This is a genomic window from Pontibacter sp. Tf4 (assembly GCF_014212495.1).
GTDB lineage: Bacteria > Bacteroidota > Bacteroidia > Cytophagales > Hymenobacteraceae > Pontibacter.
This window is the reverse complement of sequence record NZ_JACKZC010000006.1, coordinates 124,857-147,804: the sequence shown is the minus strand read 5'-3', so window position 1 is coordinate 147,804 and position 22,948 is coordinate 124,857. Positions and strand designations below refer to the sequence as shown.

Genomic DNA, 22,948 nt, shown 5'->3' with positions numbered 1-22,948 from the left:
ATTAACTTCCGAAGAAAAGCAAGTTACAGCTAAGTTGCAAACAGCAGGCACAGGCACCCGCCTACAAGCCCTCTGTTTCATTCGGTTTTTGACCAGTTTCAGGTTCAGGCCTGTCCGTTTCACCTAAGGTTTATCCCGGTTCATTTTCTTCATATCCCGTTTCATCGGAATCACATTTCATGGATTTAACAGGGTGCACATCTTTGTCATAGTTCAGCGGAGTAGCTGAGCCGGAAACAGAAAAACACCTTAACAAATAAGACCATGAGACTTTTAAAACTACTGATTGTAATGCTACTGTTGAGTCAGGGTGCCTGGGCACAGGGCATACTTACCGGCCAGGTAAAAGATGAAAAAGGCCAGCCGCTCGGCTTTGTAAATGTTGCCGTGCTGAACGCCGCTACCAGTGCCGTAATAACAGGTGCAATCGCGGATATGGACGGGCAGTTTAAGATAGCCACCCCTGCAGCAGGAAGCTATAAGCTGAAAATGACCTTGTTAGGTTATAAGCCACAGGAGAGCGACGTGTTTGAAGTGAAAGGCAGCAACTCCGGCAAGGATTTCGGGACACTGATATTAAGTGAAGAAGCCAGTGTACTACGCGAAGTGACTGTACAGGCCATGCGCCAGACCGTGATCACAGAAGCTGACCGAACTATAGTAAATGTAGCCGGCTCCGCCATGTCCGGAGGCGCCTCGGCTTACGACGTGCTCAGCAATGCTCCCGGTATTTCGACTGATATGGAAGGCAACCTGAAACTGAATGGCAAAGCCGGCGTGCAGGTGTTAATTGACGGGCGCCAGGCGTACTTATCGGGCAAAGAACTGCAGAACCTTTTACAGACCATGCCTGCAGGAAATATCAGGGACCTGGAAATCATTACCAGCCCGGATGCCAGCCACGATGCAGAGGGAACTTCCGGCGTGATCAAAATCAACCTCAAAAAGAACATGGCTACGGGTATGCAGGGCAGTGTATATGGCGGCTACCAGTACAGCGACCTGCACGGCTACACTTATGGCAGCGACCTGAACTATAAGCAAGGCAGGTGGAATACTTCGGCGGCGCTGGATGTAACCAGACGTACTTACTATGGCACCAGCAACATGCAGCGCACCTTTAACAACGAACAAGTACGGCTGCAGCAACAGGTGCGGGAAACAAACAGCCGCACCATTCCTTCACTTCGCCTGAGCTCCGATTACGCCCTGAACAGCCGCCATAGTATCGGGTTTATAGCCAACCTGTCGCGCTATACCTCCGCCAGCGACATTCACACTAATGCCTTTATGTTACAGGGCAACCCAACCAACGACCTGTACATTAAGGCGGCCAACAGCTCGGAGGCAACGTATAGCAACACGACCTTTAACCTGCATTACAATGGCAAACCGGATACCCTGGGCACCACGTTGTCGGCGGACCTGGATTATGTAAGACTAAGCAGCACCGATGCCACTGTTTTCCGGAATGTATATGACAGCCTGGCGAAAGAGGAGCCTTCAACCATAGTTTTATTGAGTGCCGATAACCCAAGCGTATACGATATTTATGCCGCCAGAGCAGATTACAGCAGGGCAGTAGGCATAGGTAACCTGCAACTGGGTGCCAAGGCAAGTCGGGTGGTATCTGATAACGAGCTGCACTTTTACGAAACAACCGATGGCGTTAAAGAACCGGACGAGAGCCGTAGCAATCACTTTATCTACACCGAGAATATACTGGCTGCCTACACCAACCTGAATACAACCCTGAGCCCGAAACTACAGCTACAGGCGGGCCTGCGGGCAGAACAAACTATAACCAACGGAAAATCGGCAACTATAGCTCCAAAAGCCGGGCATTCGTACCTGGACCTGTTTCCGAGCCTGCTCCTGAAGCAAACTATAAACGACAACTACCAGGTTAACTATAGTTACAGCCGCCGCATTACCCGGCCACGCTATAGTGTACTGAATCCCTTTGTGATGTACCTGGATCCGTATTCCCTGGTCATGGGCAACCCGGACCTGAAGCCACAGTACAGCCATTCGTTCAGCATTACCCAGACACTGCAGCAGCGCTTTAACCTTGTTCTGGATTACACGCTTACAAAAGATTACATAGTAGAAGTACCTGCCAAAACGGCGACCGGTAAAATAACCATCTTCCAGCAGCAGAACATCGATGATATGCAGACGATAAGTGCTACGCTGGCAGCGCCGGTACGCATAGCAGCAAACTGGGAAATGAATAACACCGGCACCATGCTGTACCAGCACTTTGCCCAGAACCGCGGAGATGTGACACTTAAGAACGAGCAGCTGAGCTACATCCTGCAGACAAACCATAACCTGCTATTGCCGTGGGGCATCCGACTGGAAGCAAGCGCCGGTTACCAGAGCCGTATTGCCTACGGGCTATATGACCTGAACAGCAACTGGTGGCTTAACGCGGGTTTAAAGCGCTCTTTTATGAACGATAAGTTAGATCTGAGCCTGAACATGACAGACATCTTCAGAACAAGAAGCATTGATGGCAGCACGCAGATGGAAACCTATGCCATTGAGGCGAAACAATACAAAGGCACGCAGTCATTCCGGGTAAACCTGCGCTACCGCTTCAGCAAAGGCGCAACATTTGATGCTAAAAAGCGCCAGTCAGATCTGGATGAAGTGAACAGAGCAGGCAAGTAAGAGAGACCGTTTACCCTTCACCCATATAGCCGCAGCAACTATAAATGCTGCGGCTTTTCTGTTTACAGCCTTTCCCTGACAGTTGCTATAGTTTCCCTCAACTATTTCCTGCCGGTTTTATGGGCTTTTCAACCCCCGTTTTCAGGTTTTTAAAATGGTAAAGCATTGATTAGTAAAACTATATATGGAAAATGACAAATGTCATCATTAAAAGAGACAAAGGTCTTTTATTCCGGAGCTACCCTGCTATACTTTTGTTACATAAATAATTCACCAATAAATGTTCACACGCTTACTTTAAAAGTTTCAACATGAAAAATAAGAACACACAATTAGGCAGACTTCTGAACAAGATGCTTAAACCTGCGCAGTTAGGAGTGATGGCTATTTTCTGCAGTGCCATACTTTTCAGCTGCTCATCAGGTGGTAACGAAGAGCAGGCAGCAGATGCACCACAGGAAGAAGCCGGCCTGGCACATCAGGAAGAAGCAGCACCAGCTGAAGACAATGGCCTTGGAATCGGACCTGTAACTTCTGTTGAGGTGGGCGAAGGCATTGACCAGGCACTGGCCGACAATGGCAAATCCATCTTCGAAGGTAAATGTTCTGCCTGCCACCAGTTGTCTGATCAGAAAATTGTAGGTCCTGGCCTGGCTGGTGTTACAGAGCGCCGCAAGCCGGAGTGGATCATGAACATGATCATTAACCCGGAGCAGATGACCAAAGAAGATCCTACTGCTAAAAAACTGCTGGCTGAGCACTTAACCCAGATGACCAACCAGAACGTGAACGAGCAGGATGCAAGAGCGATACTTGAGTTCCTGCGCCAGAACGACAAAAACAGCTAAAAATCACAATCAACCATAATTAGAATGGAAAATTCAATTTTTAAATTGAAAAAACTTGTACCAAAGGCCGCCCTGCTGATGGCAGTGGCAGCAGGTACAGCGCTGCAAGGCTGCAGCAATACCGAAGGCAGTAGCTCGAATGCCACTACCGAAGGTGTCGCTTCAGATGCTGCCTCTGCAGTGTATGTAGCTCCGGGCAAGCACGACGAGCTATACTCTTTCCTGTCAGGTGGCTTTAACGGGCAAGTGTCTGTTTATGGTCTTCCTTCAGGCCGCTTGCTGAAGATCATCCCTGTGTTTACACAGTCAGGTGAGAACGGCTACGGCTACACCGAAGAGTCTAAGGCAATGTTGCAGACATCACACGGTTTTGTTCCATGGGATGACTTGCACCACCCTAAACTGTCGCGTAAGGATGGTATGACAGACGGCCGCTGGTTGTTTGTGAACGGTAACAACACACCGCGTGTGGCCCGTATCGACCTGAAAACGTTTGAGACAGTAGAGATCATGGAGCTTCCGAACTCTGCCGGTAACCACTGCTCTCCGTACCCAACCAACAACAACGAGTACGTAATTGCAGGTACCCGCTTCTCTGTTCCGCTGGATATGAAAGGTGGTACTGGAGACGTGAGCCTGGACAAATACGAAGAAGAATTCCGTGGTTCTATCTCTTTCATCAAAGTTGATCCGAATGAAGGTGATATGGAGCTTGACTTCCAGATCCTGGTTCCTGGTTTCGACTACGACTTAGCTAACGGTGGTAAAGGCCCATCAGAAGACTGGGTGTTCTTTACAACTTATAACTCTGAAAAAGCCGGTACTTTAAAAGAAGTAGGTGCTTCTCAGAACGACAAGGACTACCTGGCAGCTGTAAACTGGAAATTAGCCGCTAAATATGCCAAAGAAGGCAAAGCACGCGAAATGCCAGCTAACTACTACCACAATAAAATGGACAAAAGCACGCACATCGCAAAATCTACTGTGAAGAAGAAAGTGCGCTACCTGCTGCCAGAAGAGTGCCCGGGTATGATGTACCTGCTGCCTGCTCCTAAATCACCACACGGTATCGACGTAGACCCAACCGGTGAGTTCATGGTAGTGAGCGGTAAACTTGCCTCAGCTATTCCGGTGTTCTCATTCTCTAAAATGCAGGATGCTATCAAGAACAAGAAGTTCGATGGTGAGAAAAACGGTATCCCGGTACTGCAGTATGAGTCTGTGCTGAAAGGGGAAGTGAAAGAACCAGGCTTAGGACCATTGCACACTGAGTTCGACGGCAAAGGCAACGCGTATACTTCTATGTTCGTGTCTTCAGAGGTTGTAAAATGGAAGATAGATGAACTGAAAGTAGTTGACAGAATTCCGGTATACTACTCAGTTGGTCACTTAATGATCCCTGGTGGTGATACAAAACAGCCACATGGCAAGTACCTGGTAGCGATGAACAAAATTACAAAAGACCGCTACCTGCCAACTGGTCCTGAACTGGCACACTCTGCACAGCTGATCGACATCTCTGGTGAGAAAATGAAACTGCTGCTTGACTTCCCGACTGTAGCTGAACCGCACTACGCCCAGGCTATTGCTGCCGAGAAAGTAGCGCCAAACAGCACCAAGTTCTATAAACTGGACGAGAACAAGCACCCACATGCTGTGAAGAAAGAAGCAGATGTAAGTGTAGTGCGTGAAAGCAAGAACAGAGTGCGCGTGAAGATGACAGCCATCCGAAGCCACTTGACCCCGGATAACATTGAAGGTGTACAGGTAGGTGACACTGTTCTCTTCCACGTGACGAACCTGGAGCAGGACTGGGATGTACCGCACGGACTGGCCGTAATGGGTGCTAACAACGCAGAAGCCCTGATCATGCCGGGTGCAACGCAAACCATCACCTGGGTACCTAAAAAAGCCGGTGTGTTCCCATTCTACTGTACAGACTTCTGTTCAGCTCTACACCAGGAAATGCAAGGCTACATCCGGGTATCTCCTAAAGGATCCAACGTTCCGATTACCTTCTCAACAGGTAAAAAGAAACAAAACATACCAGGGGTAGCATCTACTAAATAGTGCTCTAACTGGGTAAATCAGCGGAGGTTGCCCGGCGTAACCTCCGCTGAATTTTTATACGAGTTGCGAATTACTTCAGTAAAACAGGAGCATCATCCTGAGTTCTCGGTTGACTAAGAGATAAGGGGATGGTTAAGAGCTGAAGCAAATAAAAGAATAAGCTCCTTCCGCAGCCCATTTTTAAACTCATCTTAAACTATAAAAGGATGAAAGCTTATCAAAAATTACTGATGTTGATCGCATCACTGTCTCTTGGCCTTTTGTTTGTCTTTCCGATGTGGAAGATCTTCCTGAAGGCCCCACAATACCCTGAAGGACTGGAACTGCACATCTGGGTAAATAAACTTGGTGGCAGCTCTGAAAGTGTTCTGCAGAACTTTAATATCCTGAACCACTACATCGGTATGGAGCCGATCCACGCGGAGTCGTTTGCTGAGCTGAAGTTTATGCCCTACATCGTGATCGCGTTTATAGTTACCGGTATCATCGTAGCCCTGATCGGCAGACGTAAACTGGTACTTGCCTGGACTTCATTGCTGATGGTAGCCGGTGCGGTTGGCATCCTTGACTTCTACATGTGGCTTGTGAAATTCGGTACCAACCTCGATCCGAAAGCCGCGATCAAAGTACCTGGGATGACTTACATTCCGCCACTACTGGGTAACAAACAACTACTGAACTTCGAGGCCCTGTCACTTCCGGCCTTAGGTAGCCTGGGAATTTTTATGGCCATAACTATAGCCGGATTAACCTACTACTTAAGCCTTAAAAATAAAACTATAGCAGCAAATCCTGAAAAGGTAATGGTATCATGAATGGCATAAAACTATACTTCTGCAGCCTGTCGATGGCACTTCTGGTGCTGTCGGGCTGTGCTGTGGAACCACAAACTATACCGTATGGTCAGGCCAACTGCGCCCACTGCAACATGACCGTAGCCGATAACCGCTATGGCGCTGAGCTGGTGAACGACAAAGGCAAGCCCTACTTTTTTGACTCGGCAGAATGCCTGATAGCATATGTAAACGAGCAACCCGAACAGGGCGAGAAAGCCGCTTACCTGCTGGTATCAGACTTTACAAAACCGGGTGAACTTATTGATGCACGCAACGCTGCTTTTTTACAGACCAAAGCGTTGCCAAGCCCGATGGGCATGTACCTGACGGCGGTGGCTGATAATGCTACTGCTACACAAATGCAACAGGAGTATGGCGGACGCCTGCTGACCTGGAACGAAGCGGCACAAGTCGTTAGAAATGATGAAAGACCTGAATAAACTATATTTTACACTATGTACGCTGGCGGTGTTGTCGCTGAAGGTAAATGTTACGTTCGGCGACACACTGAAAGTGTGCAAAACCTGTGACTATACGTCGGTGAAGCAGGCAGTGAAACAGGCAAAGCCCGGTGAGACTGTCCTGATCGAGAGCGGCGTGTACCAGGAATATGGAATTGAGATTAATAAACCTTTAACAGTACTGGGCCGCAACAACCCGGTAATTGACGGAAACTATAAAGGGCAGATCTTTACAGTTACAGCCAGTAACGTAACGATAGAAGGCCTGACCATAAAGAACATTGCCACCAGCTACCGCCACGACGATGCTGCCATCCGGGTAGTGGAGCAGAGCAATGTCCGCATCCTGAATAATACGATCCTGAACACCTTTTTCGGTATTTACCTGCAGTACTCTGATAACTGCGTGGTAAAAGGAAACGTGGTAACAGGCAAAGATGTGACCGGCCTGAATGAGTCGTCGCTGGGTAATGCCATACACCTGTGGTACTGCGACAATGCCGTGATCAGCAACAACAAAGTAAAAGGCCACCGAGACGGTATCTACCTGGAGTTTGTGAAGGACAGCGAAGTAAAGAATAACCTGAGTCAGCATAACCTGCGCTATGGCCTGCACTTCATGTTCTCGGACCGCAACGTGTATACCCACAACATCTTCCGTGAGAACGGGGCTGGTGTGGCCGTGATGTACACCCGCGACATCCGCATGGAACACAACACCTTTGAAAATAACTGGGGCGCGGCTGCTTATGGCTTACTGCTAAAAGACATCAGCAACAGTGTGATCTATAACAACAGGTTTAGCCGCAACACTACTGCCATTTACATGGAAAGCTCCAGCCGTCTGGATATACAGCGCAACAACTTTGATAGAAATGGCTGGGCTGTGCGCCTGCTCAGCAGCTGCACCGACGATGTGTTTAAGTTCAACAACTTTACCGGCAACTCCTTTGATGTGAGCACCAACAGCGACAGCCAGCTAAACCACTTTGAGAACAACTACTGGGACAAATACAGCGGCTACGACCTGAACAAAGACCAGGTAGGCGATGTGCCGTACCGCCCGGTAAGTTTATATTCCATGCTGGTAGAGCGCGTGCCGCCTTCGGTGATGTTTATGCGCAGCTTTATGGTGGATATGCTGGATAATATCGAAAAAGTGCTGCCGAGCTTTATACCGGAAAACCTGGTAGATGAAAAACCCTTAATGAGCAAAATAGATCATGATAACGATAGAAAACTTGCGCAAGTCTTACGGTAAGCTGCAGGTGTTAAAAGATGTAAATGTGAGTTTTGAAGCCGGTAAAGTAATATCGGTTATTGGGCCGAACGGCTCCGGTAAAACCACCCTGAGCAAGTGCATTCTGGGCATGGCTTTACCCGACAGCGGCGACATAAAGATCAACGGTGAAAGTGTCCTGAAAAAGCACGCTTACCGTAGCCAGATCGGGTATATGCCACAGATAGGTAAGTACCCTGAGAACATGAAGATCCGTCAGGTGATCGAAATGATCCGCGACATCCGCAAAGATGTGACCACCGTGGATGAAGAACTAATAGGTTTGTATCGCCTGCAGGAAATGTACGACAAGCGCATGGGCTCCCTGTCCGGCGGTACCAAGCAGAAGGTAAGTGCTGCGCTGGCTTTTATGTTTGACCCGAAGATACTGATCCTGGATGAGCCGACTGCCGGCCTGGACCCGATCTCGGCAGAGATACTTAAATGCAAGATCCTGAAGGAAAAAAAACGCGGCAAACTGATCCTGATCACATCGCACATCATGAGCGAGATTGAAGAAGTAGCCGACGAAGTGATGTGCCTGGTAGACGGTAACGTGAAATTCCACGACACTATTACAGAAATTAAAGCGCAGGCAAACGAGGCTCGCCTGAGCAAAGCCATTGCTAAAATTATGAACGGGGAGGACTAAGCCATGAGCAAGATCATAAAATACGTTTTCTACGACATCATCCGCAACAAGATCGTTCTGGCCTACACCTTGTTTCTGCTGCTGCTTTCCATAGGCCTGTTTAACCTGGGCGGCAGCCCCGACAAAGCCGTGCTTAGCCTGCTGAACCTGGTGCTGTTAACAGTGCCGCTGATAAGCATCGTTTTTGCCACTACGCACTTTTATAATTCCTATGAATTCATAGAACTGTTAGTTGCCCAGCCGATCAACCGGAAAAAAATATTCATGAGTGAGTACCTGGGTGTGGCCGGGTCGTTGTCCGGGGCATTTATAGTTGGCGTGGGCGTGCCGGTGCTGCTTTTCGGTGCCAGCCTTACAGGGTTTTACCTGCTGTTAACGGGCGTGTTTATCACCTTCATTTTTGTGGCGCTGGCGTTCCTGGCTTCAGTGATCACCCGCGATAAAGCGAAAGGCATTGGTATAGCGCTGTTGCTCTGGTTTTACTTTGCGCTCATCTACGATGGCATTGTGCTGTTCATACTATACGCTTTTGCCGACTACCCATTGGAGAATGCTACGTTAGCTATGACAGCCATGAACCCGGTTGACCTGGGCAGAATCATTGTATTGCTGAACCTCGATGTGTCGGCGCTGATGGGCTATACCGGGGCCTTGTATAAAAGTATACTTGGTAGCCTGTGGGGCATAGGGCTGGCTTTTGGCTTGCTGCTACTCTGGATACTGGTTCCGATCCTGAGCTCAAGAAGCATTTTCAGTAAGAGAGATCTGTAACTATAAGCAGTTTAAACTATAGTTAATATTTGTTTGGTGTTTTGTTTTTTGGAGAGCGCTGGCCGGGATGCCAGCGCTCTTTTTTTGTGGCTTATTACCTGTCTGAAGTGTTGCAAATATTAGAAAATCAAACTGTAAAGAATATTGCGCGTAATAATGCCCATAGTACATTGGCTCACACTAAATGAACAAATTATGAAAATGACACACGAAAAATTACGGGGTCTGTTTATAAGACCTTCGCGTATGGCAGTAATGGCAATGTTTTGTGGTACCATTCTCTGGGGCTGTGGTTCCGGTGATAACGAGAATAAAAGTGCTGACGCGCAGGAAGAATCAGGCCTGGCACAAAACGATGCAGATCAGACGGTGGGTGAAGAGATTGAGGATGATGGAATGGGCATTGGCCCTGTAAAATCAGTAGAAGTAGGAGATAAGATTGACGAAGCCCTTGCTGCAGAAGGCAAGAACATTTTTGAGGCCAAATGTACTGCCTGTCACCAGCTGACGGACCAGAAGGTAGTGGGGCCTGGCCTTGCTGGTGTTACAGAACGCCGTAAGTCGGAGTGGATCATGAACATGGTGATCAACCCGGAAGAAATGACCAAGAAGGATCCGACAGCTAAAAAACTGCTGGCAGAGCACTTAACACAGATGACCAACCAGGATATATCAGAGAAAGATGCCAGAGCTATATTGGAGTATCTGAGACAGAACGACCTGAAAAACTAAAGCATTTCTGAGCAAACTTGATAAACTATGAGAAATCTGAAAGGTAATCTGAAAACTATAGCATCAGGTGTTGGCTTGCCACTGGCACTTGTAGCAGGCCTTTCGCTGCAAAGCTGCAGCGAGAATGACAGGGGCACTGCTAAAACAGAAGGAGTATCGGAAGATGTCGCGAAAGCCGTGTATGTACCACCAGGGGAGCACGACGAACTATATGGTTTCCTGTCCGGTGGTTTTAACGGGCAGGTGTCGGTGTATGGAATTCCGTCGGGCAGGCTGCTGAAGGTGATTCCGGTGTTCTCGCAATTCCCGGAAAACGGTTACGGCTACAACGAAGAAACCAGGCCGATGCTTATGACATCGCATGGCTTTGTGCCCTGGGACGACCTGCACCACCCGAAGCTTTCGAGAGCAGGAGGGATGGCTGATGGCCGCTGGCTGTTTGTGAACGGTAACAACACGCCACGCGTAGCCCGTGTAGACCTGACCACATTTGAGACGGTAGAGATCATGGAGATACCAAACTCGGCAGGTAACCACTGCTCTCCGTACCCAACCAACAACAACGAATATATTCTGGCAGGTACCCGCTTCTCCGTTCCGATCGATATGCAGAAAGGTGGAATGGGAGATGCAAGCCTGGAAGAGTATAAAGATAAATTCAGAGGTTCGATCTCTTTTATAAAAGTAGACAAAGAGAAAGGCGACATGGAACTGGACTTCCAGGTGCTGGTACCGGGCTTTGACTACGACCTTGCCAACGGTGGTAAAGGCCCATCGGAAGACTGGGTTTTCTTTACAACCTATAACACCGAGAAAGCCAGAACCATGAAGGAACTGGGCGCATCGCAGAACGACAAGGACTACCTGGCCGCCATTAACTGGAAACTGGCTGCCAAGTATGCTGCGGAAGGAAAAGCACATGAGATGCCAGCCAACTATTACCACAACAAACTGGACCACGGTACACACAAAGCTACCTCTACTGTTAAAAAGAAAGTACGGTACCTGCTGCCGGAAGAATGCCCGGGCATGATGTACCTGATCCCGGCGCCTAAATCACCGCATGGTATCGACGTGGACCCGACCGGCGAATACATGGTAGTGAACGGTAAACTTGCTTCGTCGCTGCCGGTATTTTCTTTCTCTAAAATGCAGAAGGCCATTGAAGACAAGGCTTTTGAAGGGGAAGTGAATGGTATACCGGTATTTAAGTATGATGCCGTACTATATGGCGAAGTAAAAGAGCCGGGCTTAGGACCATTGCATACTGAGTTCGACGGCAAAGGCAATGCGTACTCTACCATGTTCGTATCATCAGAAGTGGTGAAATGGAACGTGAAGGACCTGGCGGTAAAAGACAGAATTCCTGTGTACTACTCACCTGGCCACCTGATGATTCCGGGCGGGGATACCAAGGAACCTTACGGCAAATACCTGGTGGTAATGAACAAGATCACCAAAGACCGTTACCTGCCAACCGGACCTGAACTGGTACACTCTGCACAGTTGATTGATATCAGCGGGGATAAGATGCGTATGTTACTTGACTTCCCGACACTGGCAGAACCGCACTATGCACAGGGGATACCAGCCGATAAAGTGGCACCAAACAGCGTGAAGTTCTTTAAGCTGGATCAGAATACGCACCCTGAAGCTGTGAAGAAAGAAGCTGATGCGAGCGTAACCCGCCAGGGTAAAACCGTGAAGGTGAACATGACTTCCATCCGAAGCCACTTTGTGCCGGATAACATTGAAGGGGTGCAGGTAGGCGATACGGTGATCTTCCACGTAACTAACCTTGAGCAGGACTGGGACGTACCGCACGGATTTGCTGTGATGGGTGCCGACAATGCTGAAACGCTGATCATGCCGGGAGCTACGCAATCGCTGCGTTGGGTACCAAAAATGGCAGGTGTCTATCCGTTCTACTGTACCGACTTCTGCTCGGCCCTGCACCAGGAAATGCAGGGGTACATACGGGTATCTCCTAAAGGATCCAACGTTCCGATCAAATTCTCGAGTGGCGAGAAAAAATCAGTGCCACCACCAAACGGAGGCCCGACAAGTGCCGGTATGAATTAAAGATATGCTAACAGAGCAAAGCAGCGGAGTTTGCAGGTAGCAGACTCCGCTGCTTTTTAATGCTCCACTAAAACTATAGCACCATGAATAAGTTAAGCAGATTACTGATGTTTCTGGCTGCGTTATTTCTGGGTTTGTTGTTTCTGTCTCCGATGTGGAAAATTTACCTGAAAGCGCCCCAATACCCGGAAGGGCTGGAGATGCACATCTGGGTAAATAAAATATCGGGTAGCTCTGAGAGTGTTTTGCAAAACTTTAACATCCTGAACCACTATATTGGCATGGAGCCGATCCATGCGGAGTCTTTTGCAGAGTTAAAGATAATGCCCTACATTGTAATAGCCTTTATGATAACCGGTGCCATTATAGCGCTGGTTGGTAAACGGAAACTGATTTTGTACTGGGGTACACTGTTGCTGATCGGTGGGGCGGTGGGCATACTGGATTTCTACCTGTGGCTGGTAAAGTTCGGCACAAATCTGAACCCTGAAGCGCCCATAAAAGTACCGGGCATGACCTACATCCCGCCGCTGCTGGGCCGGAAACAATTACTGAATTTCGAAGCGCTCTCGCTGCCATCAACAGGTAGCCTGGGTATATTGCTGGCGCTTGTTTTTGCTGCTATAGCTTACTATGTAAGTCGTAAAAGAAGTCAAACTATAGTTGAACCCTTATAAGAAATGAAACCCTTAAAAAGCCTTGTAAGCTTTATGCTTATAGTTGCGCTGTTAACTGCCTGCTCCGTAGAGCCCAAGCCAATTCCTTACGGCGAAGCCAACTGTGCCCACTGCAACATGACGGTAGCCGACAACCGCTTTGGTGCCGAACTGGTGAACGACAAAGGAAAAGCCATTTACTTTGATTCTGCGGAGTGCCTGGCTGCTTTTGTGAACGAGCAGCCGGAACAGGGAAACAATGCCGCTTACCTGATGGTTACAGACTATACCAACCCCAACCAGATCATTAATGCCCGGGAAGCTCATTTTCTGCGGAGCCGGGAGTTGCCAAGCCCAATGGGTATGTTCCTGACAGCGTATGCTGACCAGGGAGCTGCACAAAAGATGCAACAGGAGCATGGCGGTCGCGTGCTTAACTGGGAAGAGGTAGTTTTAGCTGTACAGAAAAATGAAAAACCCGAATAAACAGATCTTTTTATTAGCGCACATTCTGGCACTTATGCTCTGGGGCCAAACAGCCTTTGGCAACACCCTGAAAGTATGCAAGACCTGCACCTATAGTTCGGTAAAACAGGCCGTGCAGAAAGCCAGACCCGGCGATACCGTTTTAATAGACGGCGGTACTTACCAGGAATCCGGCATAGAGATAAACAAACCGCTCCGCCTGATCGGGCAGAATAACCCGGTGATCGACAGTAACTATAAAGGGCAAATCCTGACGATTACTGTCGATAATGTGATGGTACAGGGGCTTACCCTCAAAAACATCGCTACCAGCTATATCCGAGATGATGCCGCCATTCGTGTTTTCCGGGCCAGCAACGTCCGCATTCTCAACAACACCATCCTGAACACCTACTATGGCATTTACCTGCAGAACTCTGAGAAGATAACTATAAAGGATAATGTGGTGAAAGGAGAGAATGCCGGCAAAACAGAATCGGCGCTGGGCAATGCCATCCATTTATACTATACCGACGAAGTGGAGATAAGTGGCAACAATGTGCAGGGGCATCGCGACGGGATTTACCTGGAAGTTGTGAAGAACAGTAAGGTACACCGAAACTCAAGCATTAACAACCAGCGCTACGGGTTGCACTTTATGTTCTCCAATGGCAATACCTATACCTATAATATCTTCCGGCACAATGGGGCTGGTGTGGCCGTTATGTATACCGATGATGTGCGGATGGAGTACAATACCTTTGAAGACAACTGGGGTGCAGCCGCCTATGGTTTGCTGCTGAAAGACATCCGCGACAGCGTGATCCGCAATAATATTTTCCGGCGCAATACCACCGCTATTTACATGGAAAGCTCGAGCCGGCTGGACATAAAGAACAATGATTTTGAGCGAAACGGCTGGGCGATAAAACTGATGACAACCTGCGTGGATGACACCTTCCGGCTGAATAATTTTACGGGCAACTCTTTTGATGTAAGTACTAACGGTCCCAGCCAGCTAAACCATTTCGAGAATAACTACTGGGAGAAATACACCGGCTACGACCTGGATAAAAACGGCGTGGGCGATGTGCCGTACAGACCGGTTAGTTTGTATGCCATGCTGGTTGAGCGCGTACCGCCTTCGGTAATGCTGATGCGTAGTTTTATGGTTGACCTGCTCGATAACATGGAGAAAGTGTTGCCAAGTATTATTCCGGAGAACCTGGTAGATGAAAAACCCTTGATGAAGCGAATTAAACATGATAACGATAAAGAATTTGCACAAGTCCTACGGCAAACTACAAGTGCTCCGGGACGTGAGCGTTGAGTTTGGTACAGGGAAAGTTGTGTCTGTAATCGGCCCAAACGGAGCGGGTAAAACCACCATGAGCAAATGCATACTGGGCATGGTACTACCCGATAGCGGCGATATACTGATTGACGGGCAAAGTGTGCTCAAAAAGTATGCTTATCGTAGCCAGATCGGGTATATGCCCCAGATAGGCAAGTACCCCGAGAACATGAAGATCCGGCAGGTGATCGAGATGATCCGCGACATCCGCAAAAAGGAAAAAGATGTGGATGAAGAACTGATCGGACTTTATGCGCTGGAAGAAATTTACGATAAACGTATGGGGGCCTTGTCGGGTGGTACCAAGCAGAAAGTGAGCGCGGCGCTGGCTTTTATGTTCAATCCGCCCATCCTTATTCTGGATGAGCCAACCGCTGGCCTGGACCCTATCGCTGCCGAAATTCTGAAGGCCAAGATCCTGAAAGAAAAGAAGCGCGGCAAACTGATCCTGATTACGTCGCATATTATGAGCGAGATAGAAGAAGTGGCCGACGAAGTGCTGTGCCTGGTGGATGGTAGTATCAAGTTCTACGAATCTATAGTTGAACTGAAAGCGCACACCCAGGAAGACCGCCTGAGCCGTGCCGTTGCCAAAATCATGAACGAAGGATATCACCCATGAACAAGATTATCAAATACGTATTGCTGGACATCGTAAAGAGCAGGATCATCATAGCTTACACGGTGTTTCTGCTGTTGCTTTCTATAGGCCTGTTTAACCTCGGCGGCAGCCCGGATAAAGGCATACTGAGTCTGCTGAACCTGGTGCTACTGACGGTGCCGCTGATAAGCATCGTTTTTGCCACCACCCACTTTTATAACTCCTATGAGTTTATAGAACTGTTGGTAGCCCAGCCGATTAACCGCAAAAAAATATTCATGAGCGAGTATTTGGGTGTGGCGCTATCGCTTTCGGCTGCTTTTATAGTTGGCGTAGGTATTCCGGTCATCATCTTCAGTTCAGGGCTGACTGGCTTTTATTTAGTGCTGACGGGCGTATTCATAACGTTCATCTTCGTGGCTATGGCGTTTCTGGCGTCGGTTATCACCCGTGATAAAGCCAAAGGCATTGGCATAGCGCTGCTGCTGTGGTTCTACTTTGCCCTGATCTACGATGGCATTGTGCTGTTCATCCTGTATGCTTTCGGCGATTATCCACTGGAATATGCTACGCTGGCCATGACTGCGCTGAACCCGATTGATTTAGGTCGGATCATCGTTTTGCTGAACCTGGATGTGTCGGCGCTGATGGGTTATACCGGTGCGTTGTATAAAAGCATTTTCGGGAGTGTGTGGGGAATTGCGGCTGCCTTTGGCTTGCTGCTACTCTGGGCATTGATACCAGTAATGAGTTCCAGGCGCATATTCTCGAGAAGAGACCTGTAAGCAACTATAGTTTGATTTAAAAAGAACAGGAGCGCAACATCTATAGTTTGCGCTCCTGTTTTGCTTTATTATTTATTGTTTTTTCTGGTTCTGCTGTCGCTGCTGTTCCTCGGTTGCTGAGGAAAGGGTATCTACTTCCAGGCGGCCGGTGTCTTCCAGGCCTTCCAGTTGCGGGCTTATCTCTTTGCCGGACCCGATCTCTACATCACCGTCACCTACAGTTTCATCCGTTGTTCTCGTTTCATCTGTGGTGGTAACCTCGGCATCTGCCTCATCCGCAGTCGTATTGGATTCGGTGCAGGCAAAGGTCAGAAACCCTAACCCTATTATCAGTATCTTTTTCATAGCTCGGTTTGTTTGGTTAAACTATAAAAAACGAACTATAAATCAGATGGTTGCAGGGGATAGGCTAACTATAGTTTAAACAGGGTTAAGCCTTTTATGTTACTTTAAAAACCCAAACACACTATAGTTCATCCGATGCGTACCACTCTGCAAAAGAGTTCTGCGTTTCCCATAGTTTCAGGCTGTGCAGTGCTACGTTGGCAGGCATTACCTGCTGAAGTCTTGCTTTAAAGTCCAGTAGCATGTTCTCGCAGGTAGGTTGGTACGCAGTCAGCACCAGTTTGTGGTGCAACTTCCGAAGCATCTCCACCAGTTCCGGGGCACTGTCTTTACGCAGCAGAAGGGCATGGTCCAGTTCGTCAACTATAGTTTTGTTAACCAGCTTTTTCAGGTCCCCGAAGTCCATCACCATGCCGTTCTTAGGGTCCGTTTCATCTGCCAGCGGCGTACCAACTATAGTTACCTGCAGTTTATACGAGTGCCCGTGTATGTTGCGACAGGGGCCGTCGTAATGCTGCAGCGCGTGCGCCATTTCAAACGTGAAAAGGCGCGTTAGTCTGATCTTTGCCATGCCTTACGCAACAACCACTTGCAAACGGGCCCGGTGCAACTGATCTTCGGCTTCCAGCAACTCATCCAGCATCAGCACCTGACGCTCCAGTTCGTCTTTAAAAATGGCAGGCAACTGCTCTTTGTAATACTGTATGCCCTGCTGCAGGTTGTCCCAGAAGCTCTGCAGGTATTTGTATTGCTTGTCGGTCAGGGTTTCCAGTTGCTCGGCTTTTTTATCGGTCCAGTAACTGATGTATAGTTTCAGCTCGTTCACAAACATGTGCGGGCGATAGGTACTGTTCAGGGCATTGAAGCGGCCATAAATATGGTCTACCATCTCGTTCAGTTTAAAGATGCCTGAAAAGAAAGCCAGGTTAGGACCCGGGCAGATGGTTACCGCCTTAGACGCTGCCTTTTTACCAATGTTGAACAGCTGCAACGCAGAGTTTGCCAGGCCATCGCACAGACATTCTTTTGCCAGTACTTTTGCTTCCTCGGCCAGGTAAACTATCGGGTCAAGCTCCTGCGATTTCAGTTCCTCCAGTTTGCGGCGCTGGTATTTCCGGGATGCCGTGCAAATCGGTTCATCCGTAAATTCGGTATTCGACACGAGGTGTTTTTTAATGCAGGGGCTGCCTGGTTTGCCTTTGTCGGCACGTTCCTTTTTCAACTGTTCACCGGATGTATTTCTGAGGGCATTGAACGGCACGCCCAGCGGTGATATCGGGCTCAGGTACAGGTCGTCGGCGGTGGCGCCTACTAATTGCTGCAGGGTTGGTTCGTCCACGGTTGTAGCCTCGGGTACCAGCAGGAAAGGAGTGCCCCAGCCGGTCGCATCCACACCGTAGTGTTTCATCAGGAATTCGTGCTCTTGGTTTGTGCCGATACCGCCCTGCATGGTAATGCGCTGCATTGGTATCTCCAGTGGTACGTGTATGCCTTTGCTGGCCAGCGCCGAACTGAAAATACTGTATAGTTCGTTGCGCAACGCTTCGCGGTTCTGCTTAAATTCTTCCAGTATCGGGCCAATCAGGTAACCGTCGGTAGCAAAGGCGTGTCCGCCGCAGTTTAACCCCGATTCTATTCTGAATTCTGATACCCACAATCCTTTTTTAGCCAGTATCTTGCCCTGTACCAGTGCCGAGCGGTAATCGCTTACCTTAATGATAATCTGCTTCTGAAACTGTCCTTTTGCATCCGGCAGAAAATCCGGGAACTGATCGATATAACCATACAGGCGCATGTTCATGCCTGCTGAAAAAACCACCGACGAGCGAACTGTGCTGTTGGCAAAACCGCGCAGCGCAGCCAGCGCATCCGAATACTCCTGCGGCAGAGGCTCACCACCTTTGCTATAGTTGGTTTTGTCCAGCTTGGTCATAATGTTCACGTCTATGCTGCCGGGCACCAAGGCATCGCGCAGTTCGTCCTGCAAATGTTGTTTCCAGTCTGCATCGGTTTCCTGCAGCATCTCCAGGTATTCTTCTTTCAGCGGCGACGAATCGGGCAGCATCTCGAAGTACCTGGTCAGTTCAGAGTCCGGGGTGAATTCCTGCAGTTTCAGTTCTACCATCTGTTGGGTCACCAGCTCGTCCAGCAGGTTTAAATAAGCAGTGGTGCGGCGGGCTCTGTAATCTTCTTCCTTCGGCGTGATCGGAGTAAACTCCCGGCCATATACGTTACTATAGTGCTCGCGCATCTGCTCCAGCAGGCCATCGTCGCTCAGCGACACAACCGACGAAATGCCGTATCGGGCTACTTTTAAAGGTGAATCAACAGAGAAGGCAAGTCCCATTACGGGTATGTGAAACGTGTGCGGCGTAAGTTGTAGCATGTTTTAAAATATTGTGCGGGTTGATATTCTGATAAAAGGTAATCTATAGTTTGCGGCGGTGCATTTCCTGCTCCAGCAGCTGGAGCTCGCGGCCCATTTGTCCGGCAATGGAGGTGTTCTCCTCGGCCCGTCGGATCAGGTAAGGCACAGCGGTGGCCACATCGCCATACGGCAGGTATTTGGAGGCATTGTAGCCTGCAGCAGCCAGGTTAAAGGTCAGGTTATCGCTCATGCCGTATAGTTGCGAGAAATGGATGCGATGCTCGTACGCTTTCAGGTCGCCCTGCCGGATGCGTTTTGTCAGGTAGGTTGTGCTGTACTCGTTGTGGGTAGCGGCACAAAGCTCCAGTCGCTGAATGTTGTCCAGGCAAATGTCGATGGCATCGTTAAAGCTCTTGTCGGTATCTTCTTTTCTGGTGAAAACCGGGTTGGCATAGCCATACTTAAGCGCGCGTTCCTGCTCTTTTTCCAGGTAAGCGCCGCGCACTATTTTAATGCCTACAACTATAGCTTCGTCTTTAAACCGCTCCAGGCAGGCTTTCAGATAAGCAACGCGGTCGGTGCGGTACATTTGCAGCGTGTTAAAGACAACGGCGCGCCCTTTGTTGTAGCGGCGCATCATGGTTTCGGCCAGCTCATCCATCGGGTCCTGCATCCAGCTTTCCTCGGCATCAATATACAGTGTAATACCGGCATCGGCGGCAGCACGGCATACATCATCCAGCCTTTTTTCTGTCCGGTTAAAAGCAGCATGTTCCTCCAGTGTCAGGCTTATTTTGCTGTGCAGTTTCTCGAACAGTTTTTTGTGACCTAAACCGGTGAGCTTCACACTGATGTAAGAGAAAGCCCTGGTCTTGCGGGCAAGGGAAATGTTGCGTAAGATCTCGTGACGTACTTTGTCAAATCCGGCTTCATCTTCCTGCGCTTCCGCAGCATAGTCCAGCACGGTGTGTACGCGGGCTTTTGCCAGTTTCTGGATCACTTTCTGCGCTTCATCGGCTGTTTCGCCACCACAAAACAACTGGTATACTGTTTTCTTGATCAGGCCTTTGATGGGCAGGTGCAGTTTGAGGGCAAGGTTTGTTGCCGCGCCCCCCATTTTTACAAGGGTCTGGTTGCCCATCATGCTGTATAGCCGGTGTGCCAGTTTCAGTTCGTTGTTCGATCTGGTGCAGAACGCCACTTCCAGGTTATTGGCTGAGAAGGTTTGGGGCGCTTCGGTGGTGGTTGACTGGAACATAAGTATATGCTTGAGTTGAAATTGCTATCGTTGCGAAGGCATTGCGGTCTGCGGGTCTTATCAGGGTAAGTGCCGGCGGCAGGAGCAGAATATTACAATGCACCGCAAGTTATACCCGTGGTAGCTGGCGATAAATGAGGAGTGTCAGCGATAAAAATGACATCCGTCACTTATTGAAAAGGTTGCTGTAACGGGGCAATAATTTTTATTGCTTTTTGTGCTTTAGTGACTTATGTCACCTCAAAAGAGCGCTGGTTATGTTAGACTTGCAGCATATCTTAACTATAAGTCAAATGCAAACGATAGCCTACCAACCCATAAACCCGATGACCTACCTGCAGTACAAACAGCTGACTGAGAGACTGGCAGAACAGGGCAAAACCACCGGAGCCGAACAGACCGAGGACCGCATCAACTTCACCAGGCTGAACCAGCAGCGCATGAAGCGGGTTGAAAAGCAGTTTGTACTTGACCCTGCCCTGGGAGCCTTGCTGCAGCAGAACGACCTGAACTGGAACTGGCTGGTTTTGGCTGAGAGCTGGTGCGGCGACGGAGCGCAGGTATTGCCTGCCATTGCAGCTATAGCTGAGCAGGCCAACGGTATAAAACTGACCATACTGCTGCGCGACGAGAACCCAGGTTTGATGGATACCTGCCTGACAAACGGAAGCCGTGCCATCCCGAAACTGATCTGCGAAGATGCCACCACCGGAGAGCGCCTGTTTACCTGGGGAGCCCGCCCGGCCGCCATACAGGAGCAGGTGAAACAACTAAAAGCCGAACAGCCCGACATAAGCCACGCAGACTTAGTGCAACAGGTACAGCTATGGTATGCCAAAGACCGCAGCCAGTCGCTGCAGCAGGACCTGCTGAAACTGGTACAGGAAACACTTGCCGAAACAGAAACAGCTAATTTATAAAGCCATGAAAAATGTACTTTTAATCTGTATGTTTGCTCTTGGACTGGCGGCCTGCAGCCATCAGCACCCGGAAGAAGCAACCGATCACACAGCCCACAACGCCCCAACAGCGCTCGCCCTGAACGGGCAGGAACGCTGGCAGGCCGACGAAGCTACCAATGCCAACATAGCGCAACTGCAGGAACTGATGCAGGAGCACCTGAGCCAGCCGGATACCAACAGCCTGGAAGCAGTGAACGAATTAGGGCATGTGCTGCAGCTTGGTTTTGATGAAGTGTTTAAAGAATGCCGTATGAAAGGACCTGAACACGACATGCTGCACGTATACCTGATGCCGATGCTCGATGACCTGAAAGCCATTAAGCAACCCGACCTGGCAACTGCCACCGCCGCCCGCGACCGTATGGCCGAGCGCCTGGCACTTTATCAGACGTACTTTAAATAATGCCCGACCCGAGCAAAAGAGCTGAAATACAGAAAGACCCGTGGCGCCTGCCTTTGCTGAGCGCCCTGCTCAGCCTGGCTGTTATTGCCCTGCTGGGCCTTTTGCTGCGCTATACTTTTGTCTCAGCGGTTCCGGGACTCAACTATAAATACCTGTTGCACGCGCACTCGCATGTGGCGTTGCTGGGGTGGCTGTACCCGGTACTTTTTATTGCCTTGGTGCATGCTTATTTACCTGCTCCGGTCCGGAATACGAAAAACTATAGTTGGCTGTTCTGGCTGTCGCAGGTGTCGGTGCTGGGCATGTTGTTCAGCTTTCCGGTGCAGGGCTATGGGGCGGTGTCCATCACATTTTCTACACTGCACATTCTGCTCAGCTACTGGTTTGCCTACAGGTTTCTGAAAGATGCCAGGGCAGCCGGCAGTGCAACAGGGGAGCATCGTTTTTCCTTCCGTTTTATCAGAGCGGCACTGTTCTTTTTAGTGCTCTCATCCTTAGGGCCGTGGGCCATGGGCCCCATCATGGCAACCGGCAACAGCTTTACCGAACTATACTATAACGCCATCTATTTTTACCTGCACTTCCTGTACAACGGCTGGTTTACGTTTGCGGTGCTGGGCCTGCTGTTCTGGCTGCTGGAGAAGTATAAGATCACTGTTGGCCGGAACTATAGTTTGTGGATTTTCAGGCTGCTGTTCTGGGCCTGCTTGCCGGCTTACCTGTTGTCGGTGCTCTGGATAAAACCTGCAGCTATAGTTTATAGTTTGGCCGGCGCTGCTGCTTTGGCACAGGTAGTGGCCTTAGGGATTTTAGCAGCTATCATCTGGCCTGTTCGTGCGCAGATCTATAGTTTATTTAGGGGATGGGCTAAAACTATAGTTGCGCTTGCGGCGCTTGCCTTTGGCCTGAAAACACTGATGCAGTTTGCCACTGCTTTCCCGTACATGGCCGACCTGGCGTACGCGCTTCGTAATTTTATAATAGGCTACCTGCACCTGGTACTGATCGGGTTTGTGAGCTTTTTTATGCTGGCGTTTATGGCACAACAAGGCTGGCTGAACTATAGCAGCAAACTAAACAAATGGGGGATGGGCGTATTTATAGTTGGATTTATCACCAGCGAAGTACTGTTATTTCTGCAGGGCATTTTTTACTGGGCAGGTTTAGGCGAGATCCCGGATTACCACACCTTACTTTTTGCTGTAAGTATTCTTTTGCCGGCAGGCATACTGCTGTTTTTCATAGCGCAGTTCAAACCTCCTGAAACTATAAACTATAGTTCTGAAATTTACCTGACCTAAAGCCGGGTGAGGCATAAAAAAGCACACGCAGCCTAAGCCACGT

At 49.2% G+C, this 22,948-nt stretch carries 22 protein-coding genes; 18 read left to right on the top strand and 4 right to left on the bottom strand.

Annotated elements, in window-relative coordinates:
• The first annotated feature begins 264 nt into the window (after positions 1-264).
• The 15 genes from H7F15_RS11395 to H7F15_RS11325 all read left to right on the top strand — a co-directional run bounded on the left by H7F15_RS11395 (position 265) and on the right by H7F15_RS11325 (position 16,268).
• Positions 265-2,676 carry an outer membrane beta-barrel protein gene (locus tag H7F15_RS11395; RefSeq protein ID WP_185197101.1) on the top strand — a complete coding sequence of 804 codons (2,412 nt, stop codon included), beginning with the start codon at positions 265-267 and terminating at the stop codon, positions 2,674-2,676.
• A 311-nt stretch (positions 2,677-2,987) separates the two neighbouring features.
• A complete protein-coding gene (locus tag H7F15_RS11390; RefSeq protein WP_255481200.1) occupies positions 2,988-3,524 on the top strand; it encodes a cytochrome c in 537 nt (178 codons plus the stop codon).
• Between the two features lie 24 nt (positions 3,525-3,548).
• Entirely contained in the window at positions 3,549-5,594 is a 2,046-nt protein-coding gene (gene nosZ, locus H7F15_RS11385) for a Sec-dependent nitrous-oxide reductase (protein ID WP_185197100.1), read from the top strand.
• Positions 5,595-5,800: 206 nt separating this feature from the next.
• Complete coding sequence (locus tag H7F15_RS11380; RefSeq protein ID WP_185197099.1) at positions 5,801-6,409, top strand: hypothetical protein; 609 nt, start codon at positions 5,801-5,803, stop codon at positions 6,407-6,409.
• On the top strand, positions 6,406-6,870 hold the full coding sequence (locus H7F15_RS11375; protein ID WP_185197098.1) for a nitrous oxide reductase accessory protein NosL: 465 nt from the start codon (positions 6,406-6,408) through the stop codon (positions 6,868-6,870). The genes H7F15_RS11380 and H7F15_RS11375 overlap by 4 nt, the downstream gene beginning before the upstream one ends.
• Positions 6,851-8,152 carry a nitrous oxide reductase family maturation protein NosD gene (locus tag H7F15_RS11370; RefSeq protein ID WP_255481199.1) on the top strand — a complete coding sequence of 434 codons (1,302 nt, stop codon included), beginning with the start codon at positions 6,851-6,853 and terminating at the stop codon, positions 8,150-8,152. Before H7F15_RS11375 ends, H7F15_RS11370 begins: the two co-directional genes overlap by 20 nt.
• Complete coding sequence (locus tag H7F15_RS11365) at positions 8,115-8,822, top strand: ABC transporter ATP-binding protein (RefSeq protein ID WP_185197097.1); 708 nt, start codon at positions 8,115-8,117, stop codon at positions 8,820-8,822. The genes H7F15_RS11370 and H7F15_RS11365 overlap by 38 nt, the downstream gene beginning before the upstream one ends.
• 3 nt (positions 8,823-8,825) lie before the next feature.
• Positions 8,826-9,593: an ABC transporter permease subunit gene (locus tag H7F15_RS11360; protein WP_185197096.1), complete on the top strand. Its 768-nt coding sequence runs from the start codon at positions 8,826-8,828 to the stop codon at positions 9,591-9,593.
• Between the two features lie 195 nt (positions 9,594-9,788).
• Complete coding sequence (locus tag H7F15_RS11355; protein WP_255481198.1) at positions 9,789-10,325, top strand: c-type cytochrome; 537 nt, start codon at positions 9,789-9,791, stop codon at positions 10,323-10,325.
• 27 nt (positions 10,326-10,352) lie between these two features.
• The gene (gene nosZ / locus H7F15_RS11350; protein ID WP_185197095.1) at positions 10,353-12,407 is read left to right on the top strand and encodes a Sec-dependent nitrous-oxide reductase; all 2,055 of its coding nucleotides are present in this window, start codon (positions 10,353-10,355) and stop codon (positions 12,405-12,407) included.
• A gap of 83 nt (positions 12,408-12,490) precedes the next feature.
• Complete coding sequence (locus tag H7F15_RS11345; RefSeq protein WP_185197094.1) at positions 12,491-13,084, top strand: hypothetical protein; 594 nt, start codon at positions 12,491-12,493, stop codon at positions 13,082-13,084.
• A 3-nt stretch (positions 13,085-13,087) separates the two neighbouring features.
• Positions 13,088-13,549: a nitrous oxide reductase accessory protein NosL gene (locus H7F15_RS11340; RefSeq protein ID WP_185197093.1), complete on the top strand. Its 462-nt coding sequence runs from the start codon at positions 13,088-13,090 to the stop codon at positions 13,547-13,549.
• The gene (locus H7F15_RS11335) at positions 13,533-14,858 is read left to right on the top strand and encodes a nitrous oxide reductase family maturation protein NosD (protein ID WP_185197092.1); all 1,326 of its coding nucleotides are present in this window, start codon (positions 13,533-13,535) and stop codon (positions 14,856-14,858) included. The genes H7F15_RS11340 and H7F15_RS11335 overlap by 17 nt, the downstream gene beginning before the upstream one ends.
• The gene (locus H7F15_RS11330; RefSeq protein ID WP_185197091.1) at positions 14,791-15,504 is read left to right on the top strand and encodes an ABC transporter ATP-binding protein; all 714 of its coding nucleotides are present in this window, start codon (positions 14,791-14,793) and stop codon (positions 15,502-15,504) included. Before H7F15_RS11335 ends, H7F15_RS11330 begins: the two co-directional genes overlap by 68 nt.
• Complete coding sequence (locus H7F15_RS11325; RefSeq protein ID WP_185197090.1) at positions 15,501-16,268, top strand: ABC transporter permease subunit; 768 nt, start codon at positions 15,501-15,503, stop codon at positions 16,266-16,268. Before H7F15_RS11330 ends, H7F15_RS11325 begins: the two co-directional genes overlap by 4 nt.
• 72 nt (positions 16,269-16,340) lie before the next feature.
• On the opposite strand, the gene H7F15_RS11320 is transcribed toward H7F15_RS11325, so the two are convergent.
• The 4 genes from H7F15_RS11320 to H7F15_RS11305 all read right to left on the bottom strand — a co-directional run bounded on the left by H7F15_RS11320 (position 16,341) and on the right by H7F15_RS11305 (position 20,239).
• Entirely contained in the window at positions 16,341-16,613 is a 273-nt protein-coding gene (locus tag H7F15_RS11320; RefSeq protein ID WP_185197089.1) for a hypothetical protein, read from the bottom strand.
• A 121-nt stretch (positions 16,614-16,734) separates the two neighbouring features.
• Positions 16,735-17,184 carry a 6-carboxytetrahydropterin synthase gene (locus tag H7F15_RS11315; RefSeq protein ID WP_185197088.1) on the bottom strand — a complete coding sequence of 150 codons (450 nt, stop codon included), beginning with the start codon at positions 17,182-17,184 and terminating at the stop codon, positions 16,735-16,737.
• 3 nt (positions 17,185-17,187) lie between these two features.
• Positions 17,188-18,999 (bottom strand): hypothetical protein, encoded by a 1,812-nt coding sequence (locus H7F15_RS11310; RefSeq protein ID WP_185197087.1) that lies wholly within the window; start codon positions 18,997-18,999, stop codon positions 17,188-17,190.
• 43 nt (positions 19,000-19,042) lie between these two features.
• Entirely contained in the window at positions 19,043-20,239 is a 1,197-nt protein-coding gene (locus H7F15_RS11305) for a proline dehydrogenase family protein (protein WP_255481196.1), read from the bottom strand.
• A gap of 293 nt (positions 20,240-20,532) precedes the next feature.
• Between H7F15_RS11305 and H7F15_RS11300 the strand changes: the two genes are divergently transcribed.
• The 3 genes from H7F15_RS11300 to H7F15_RS11290 are packed head-to-tail and all read left to right on the top strand — an operon-like array spanning position 20,533 to position 22,905.
• On the top strand, positions 20,533-21,159 hold the full coding sequence (locus tag H7F15_RS11300; protein ID WP_185197086.1) for a thioredoxin family protein: 627 nt from the start codon (positions 20,533-20,535) through the stop codon (positions 21,157-21,159).
• Positions 21,160-21,163: 4 nt separating this feature from the next.
• Positions 21,164-21,604, top strand: coding sequence for a hypothetical protein (locus tag H7F15_RS11295; RefSeq protein ID WP_185197085.1), 441 nt, complete (start codon positions 21,164-21,166; stop codon positions 21,602-21,604).
• Positions 21,604-22,905: a hypothetical protein gene (locus H7F15_RS11290; RefSeq protein WP_185197084.1), complete on the top strand. Its 1,302-nt coding sequence runs from the start codon at positions 21,604-21,606 to the stop codon at positions 22,903-22,905. The genes H7F15_RS11295 and H7F15_RS11290 overlap by 1 nt, the downstream gene beginning before the upstream one ends.
• Positions 22,906-22,948: the final 43 nt, after the last annotated feature.

Bases quoted from the DNA above. Each gene is read 5' to 3' on its own strand.
- nosZ (WP_185197100.1), top strand. From the start codon at position 3,549: ATGGAAAATTCAATTTTTAAATTGAAAAAACTTGTACCAAAGGCCGCC.
- nosZ (WP_185197095.1), top strand. From the start codon at position 10,353: ATGAGAAATCTGAAAGGTAATCTGAAAACTATAGCATCAGGTGTTGGC.
- H7F15_RS11360 (WP_185197096.1), top strand. From the start codon at position 8,826: ATGAGCAAGATCATAAAATACGTTTTCTACGACATCATCCGCAACAAG.
- H7F15_RS11290 (WP_185197084.1), top strand. From the start codon at position 21,604: ATGCCCGACCCGAGCAAAAGAGCTGAAATACAGAAAGACCCGTGGCGC.
- H7F15_RS11320 (WP_185197089.1), bottom strand. From the start codon at position 16,613: ATGAAAAAGATACTGATAATAGGGTTAGGGTTTCTGACCTTTGCCTGC.
- H7F15_RS11310 (WP_185197087.1), bottom strand. From the start codon at position 18,999: ATGCTACAACTTACGCCGCACACGTTTCACATACCCGTAATGGGACTT.
- H7F15_RS11340 (WP_185197093.1), top strand. From the start codon at position 13,088: ATGAAACCCTTAAAAAGCCTTGTAAGCTTTATGCTTATAGTTGCGCTG.
- H7F15_RS11390 (WP_255481200.1), top strand. From the start codon at position 2,988: ATGAAAAATAAGAACACACAATTAGGCAGACTTCTGAACAAGATGCTT.
- H7F15_RS11305 (WP_255481196.1), bottom strand. From the start codon at position 20,239: ATGTTCCAGTCAACCACCACCGAAGCGCCCCAAACCTTCTCAGCCAAT.
- H7F15_RS11380 (WP_185197099.1), top strand. From the start codon at position 5,801: ATGAAAGCTTATCAAAAATTACTGATGTTGATCGCATCACTGTCTCTT.
- H7F15_RS11335 (WP_185197092.1), top strand. From the start codon at position 13,533: ATGAAAAACCCGAATAAACAGATCTTTTTATTAGCGCACATTCTGGCA.
- H7F15_RS11395 (WP_185197101.1), top strand. From the start codon at position 265: ATGAGACTTTTAAAACTACTGATTGTAATGCTACTGTTGAGTCAGGGT.
- H7F15_RS11365 (WP_185197097.1), top strand. From the start codon at position 8,115: ATGATAACGATAGAAAACTTGCGCAAGTCTTACGGTAAGCTGCAGGTG.
- H7F15_RS11295 (WP_185197085.1), top strand. From the start codon at position 21,164: ATGAAAAATGTACTTTTAATCTGTATGTTTGCTCTTGGACTGGCGGCC.
- H7F15_RS11370 (WP_255481199.1), top strand. From the start codon at position 6,851: ATGATGAAAGACCTGAATAAACTATATTTTACACTATGTACGCTGGCG.
- H7F15_RS11345 (WP_185197094.1), top strand. From the start codon at position 12,491: ATGAATAAGTTAAGCAGATTACTGATGTTTCTGGCTGCGTTATTTCTG.
- H7F15_RS11375 (WP_185197098.1), top strand. From the start codon at position 6,406: ATGAATGGCATAAAACTATACTTCTGCAGCCTGTCGATGGCACTTCTG.
- H7F15_RS11330 (WP_185197091.1), top strand. From the start codon at position 14,791: ATGATAACGATAAAGAATTTGCACAAGTCCTACGGCAAACTACAAGTG.
- H7F15_RS11325 (WP_185197090.1), top strand. From the start codon at position 15,501: ATGAACAAGATTATCAAATACGTATTGCTGGACATCGTAAAGAGCAGG.
- H7F15_RS11300 (WP_185197086.1), top strand. From the start codon at position 20,533: ATGCAAACGATAGCCTACCAACCCATAAACCCGATGACCTACCTGCAG.
- H7F15_RS11315 (WP_185197088.1), bottom strand. From the start codon at position 17,184: ATGGCAAAGATCAGACTAACGCGCCTTTTCACGTTTGAAATGGCGCAC.
- H7F15_RS11355 (WP_255481198.1), top strand. From the start codon at position 9,789: ATGAAAATGACACACGAAAAATTACGGGGTCTGTTTATAAGACCTTCG.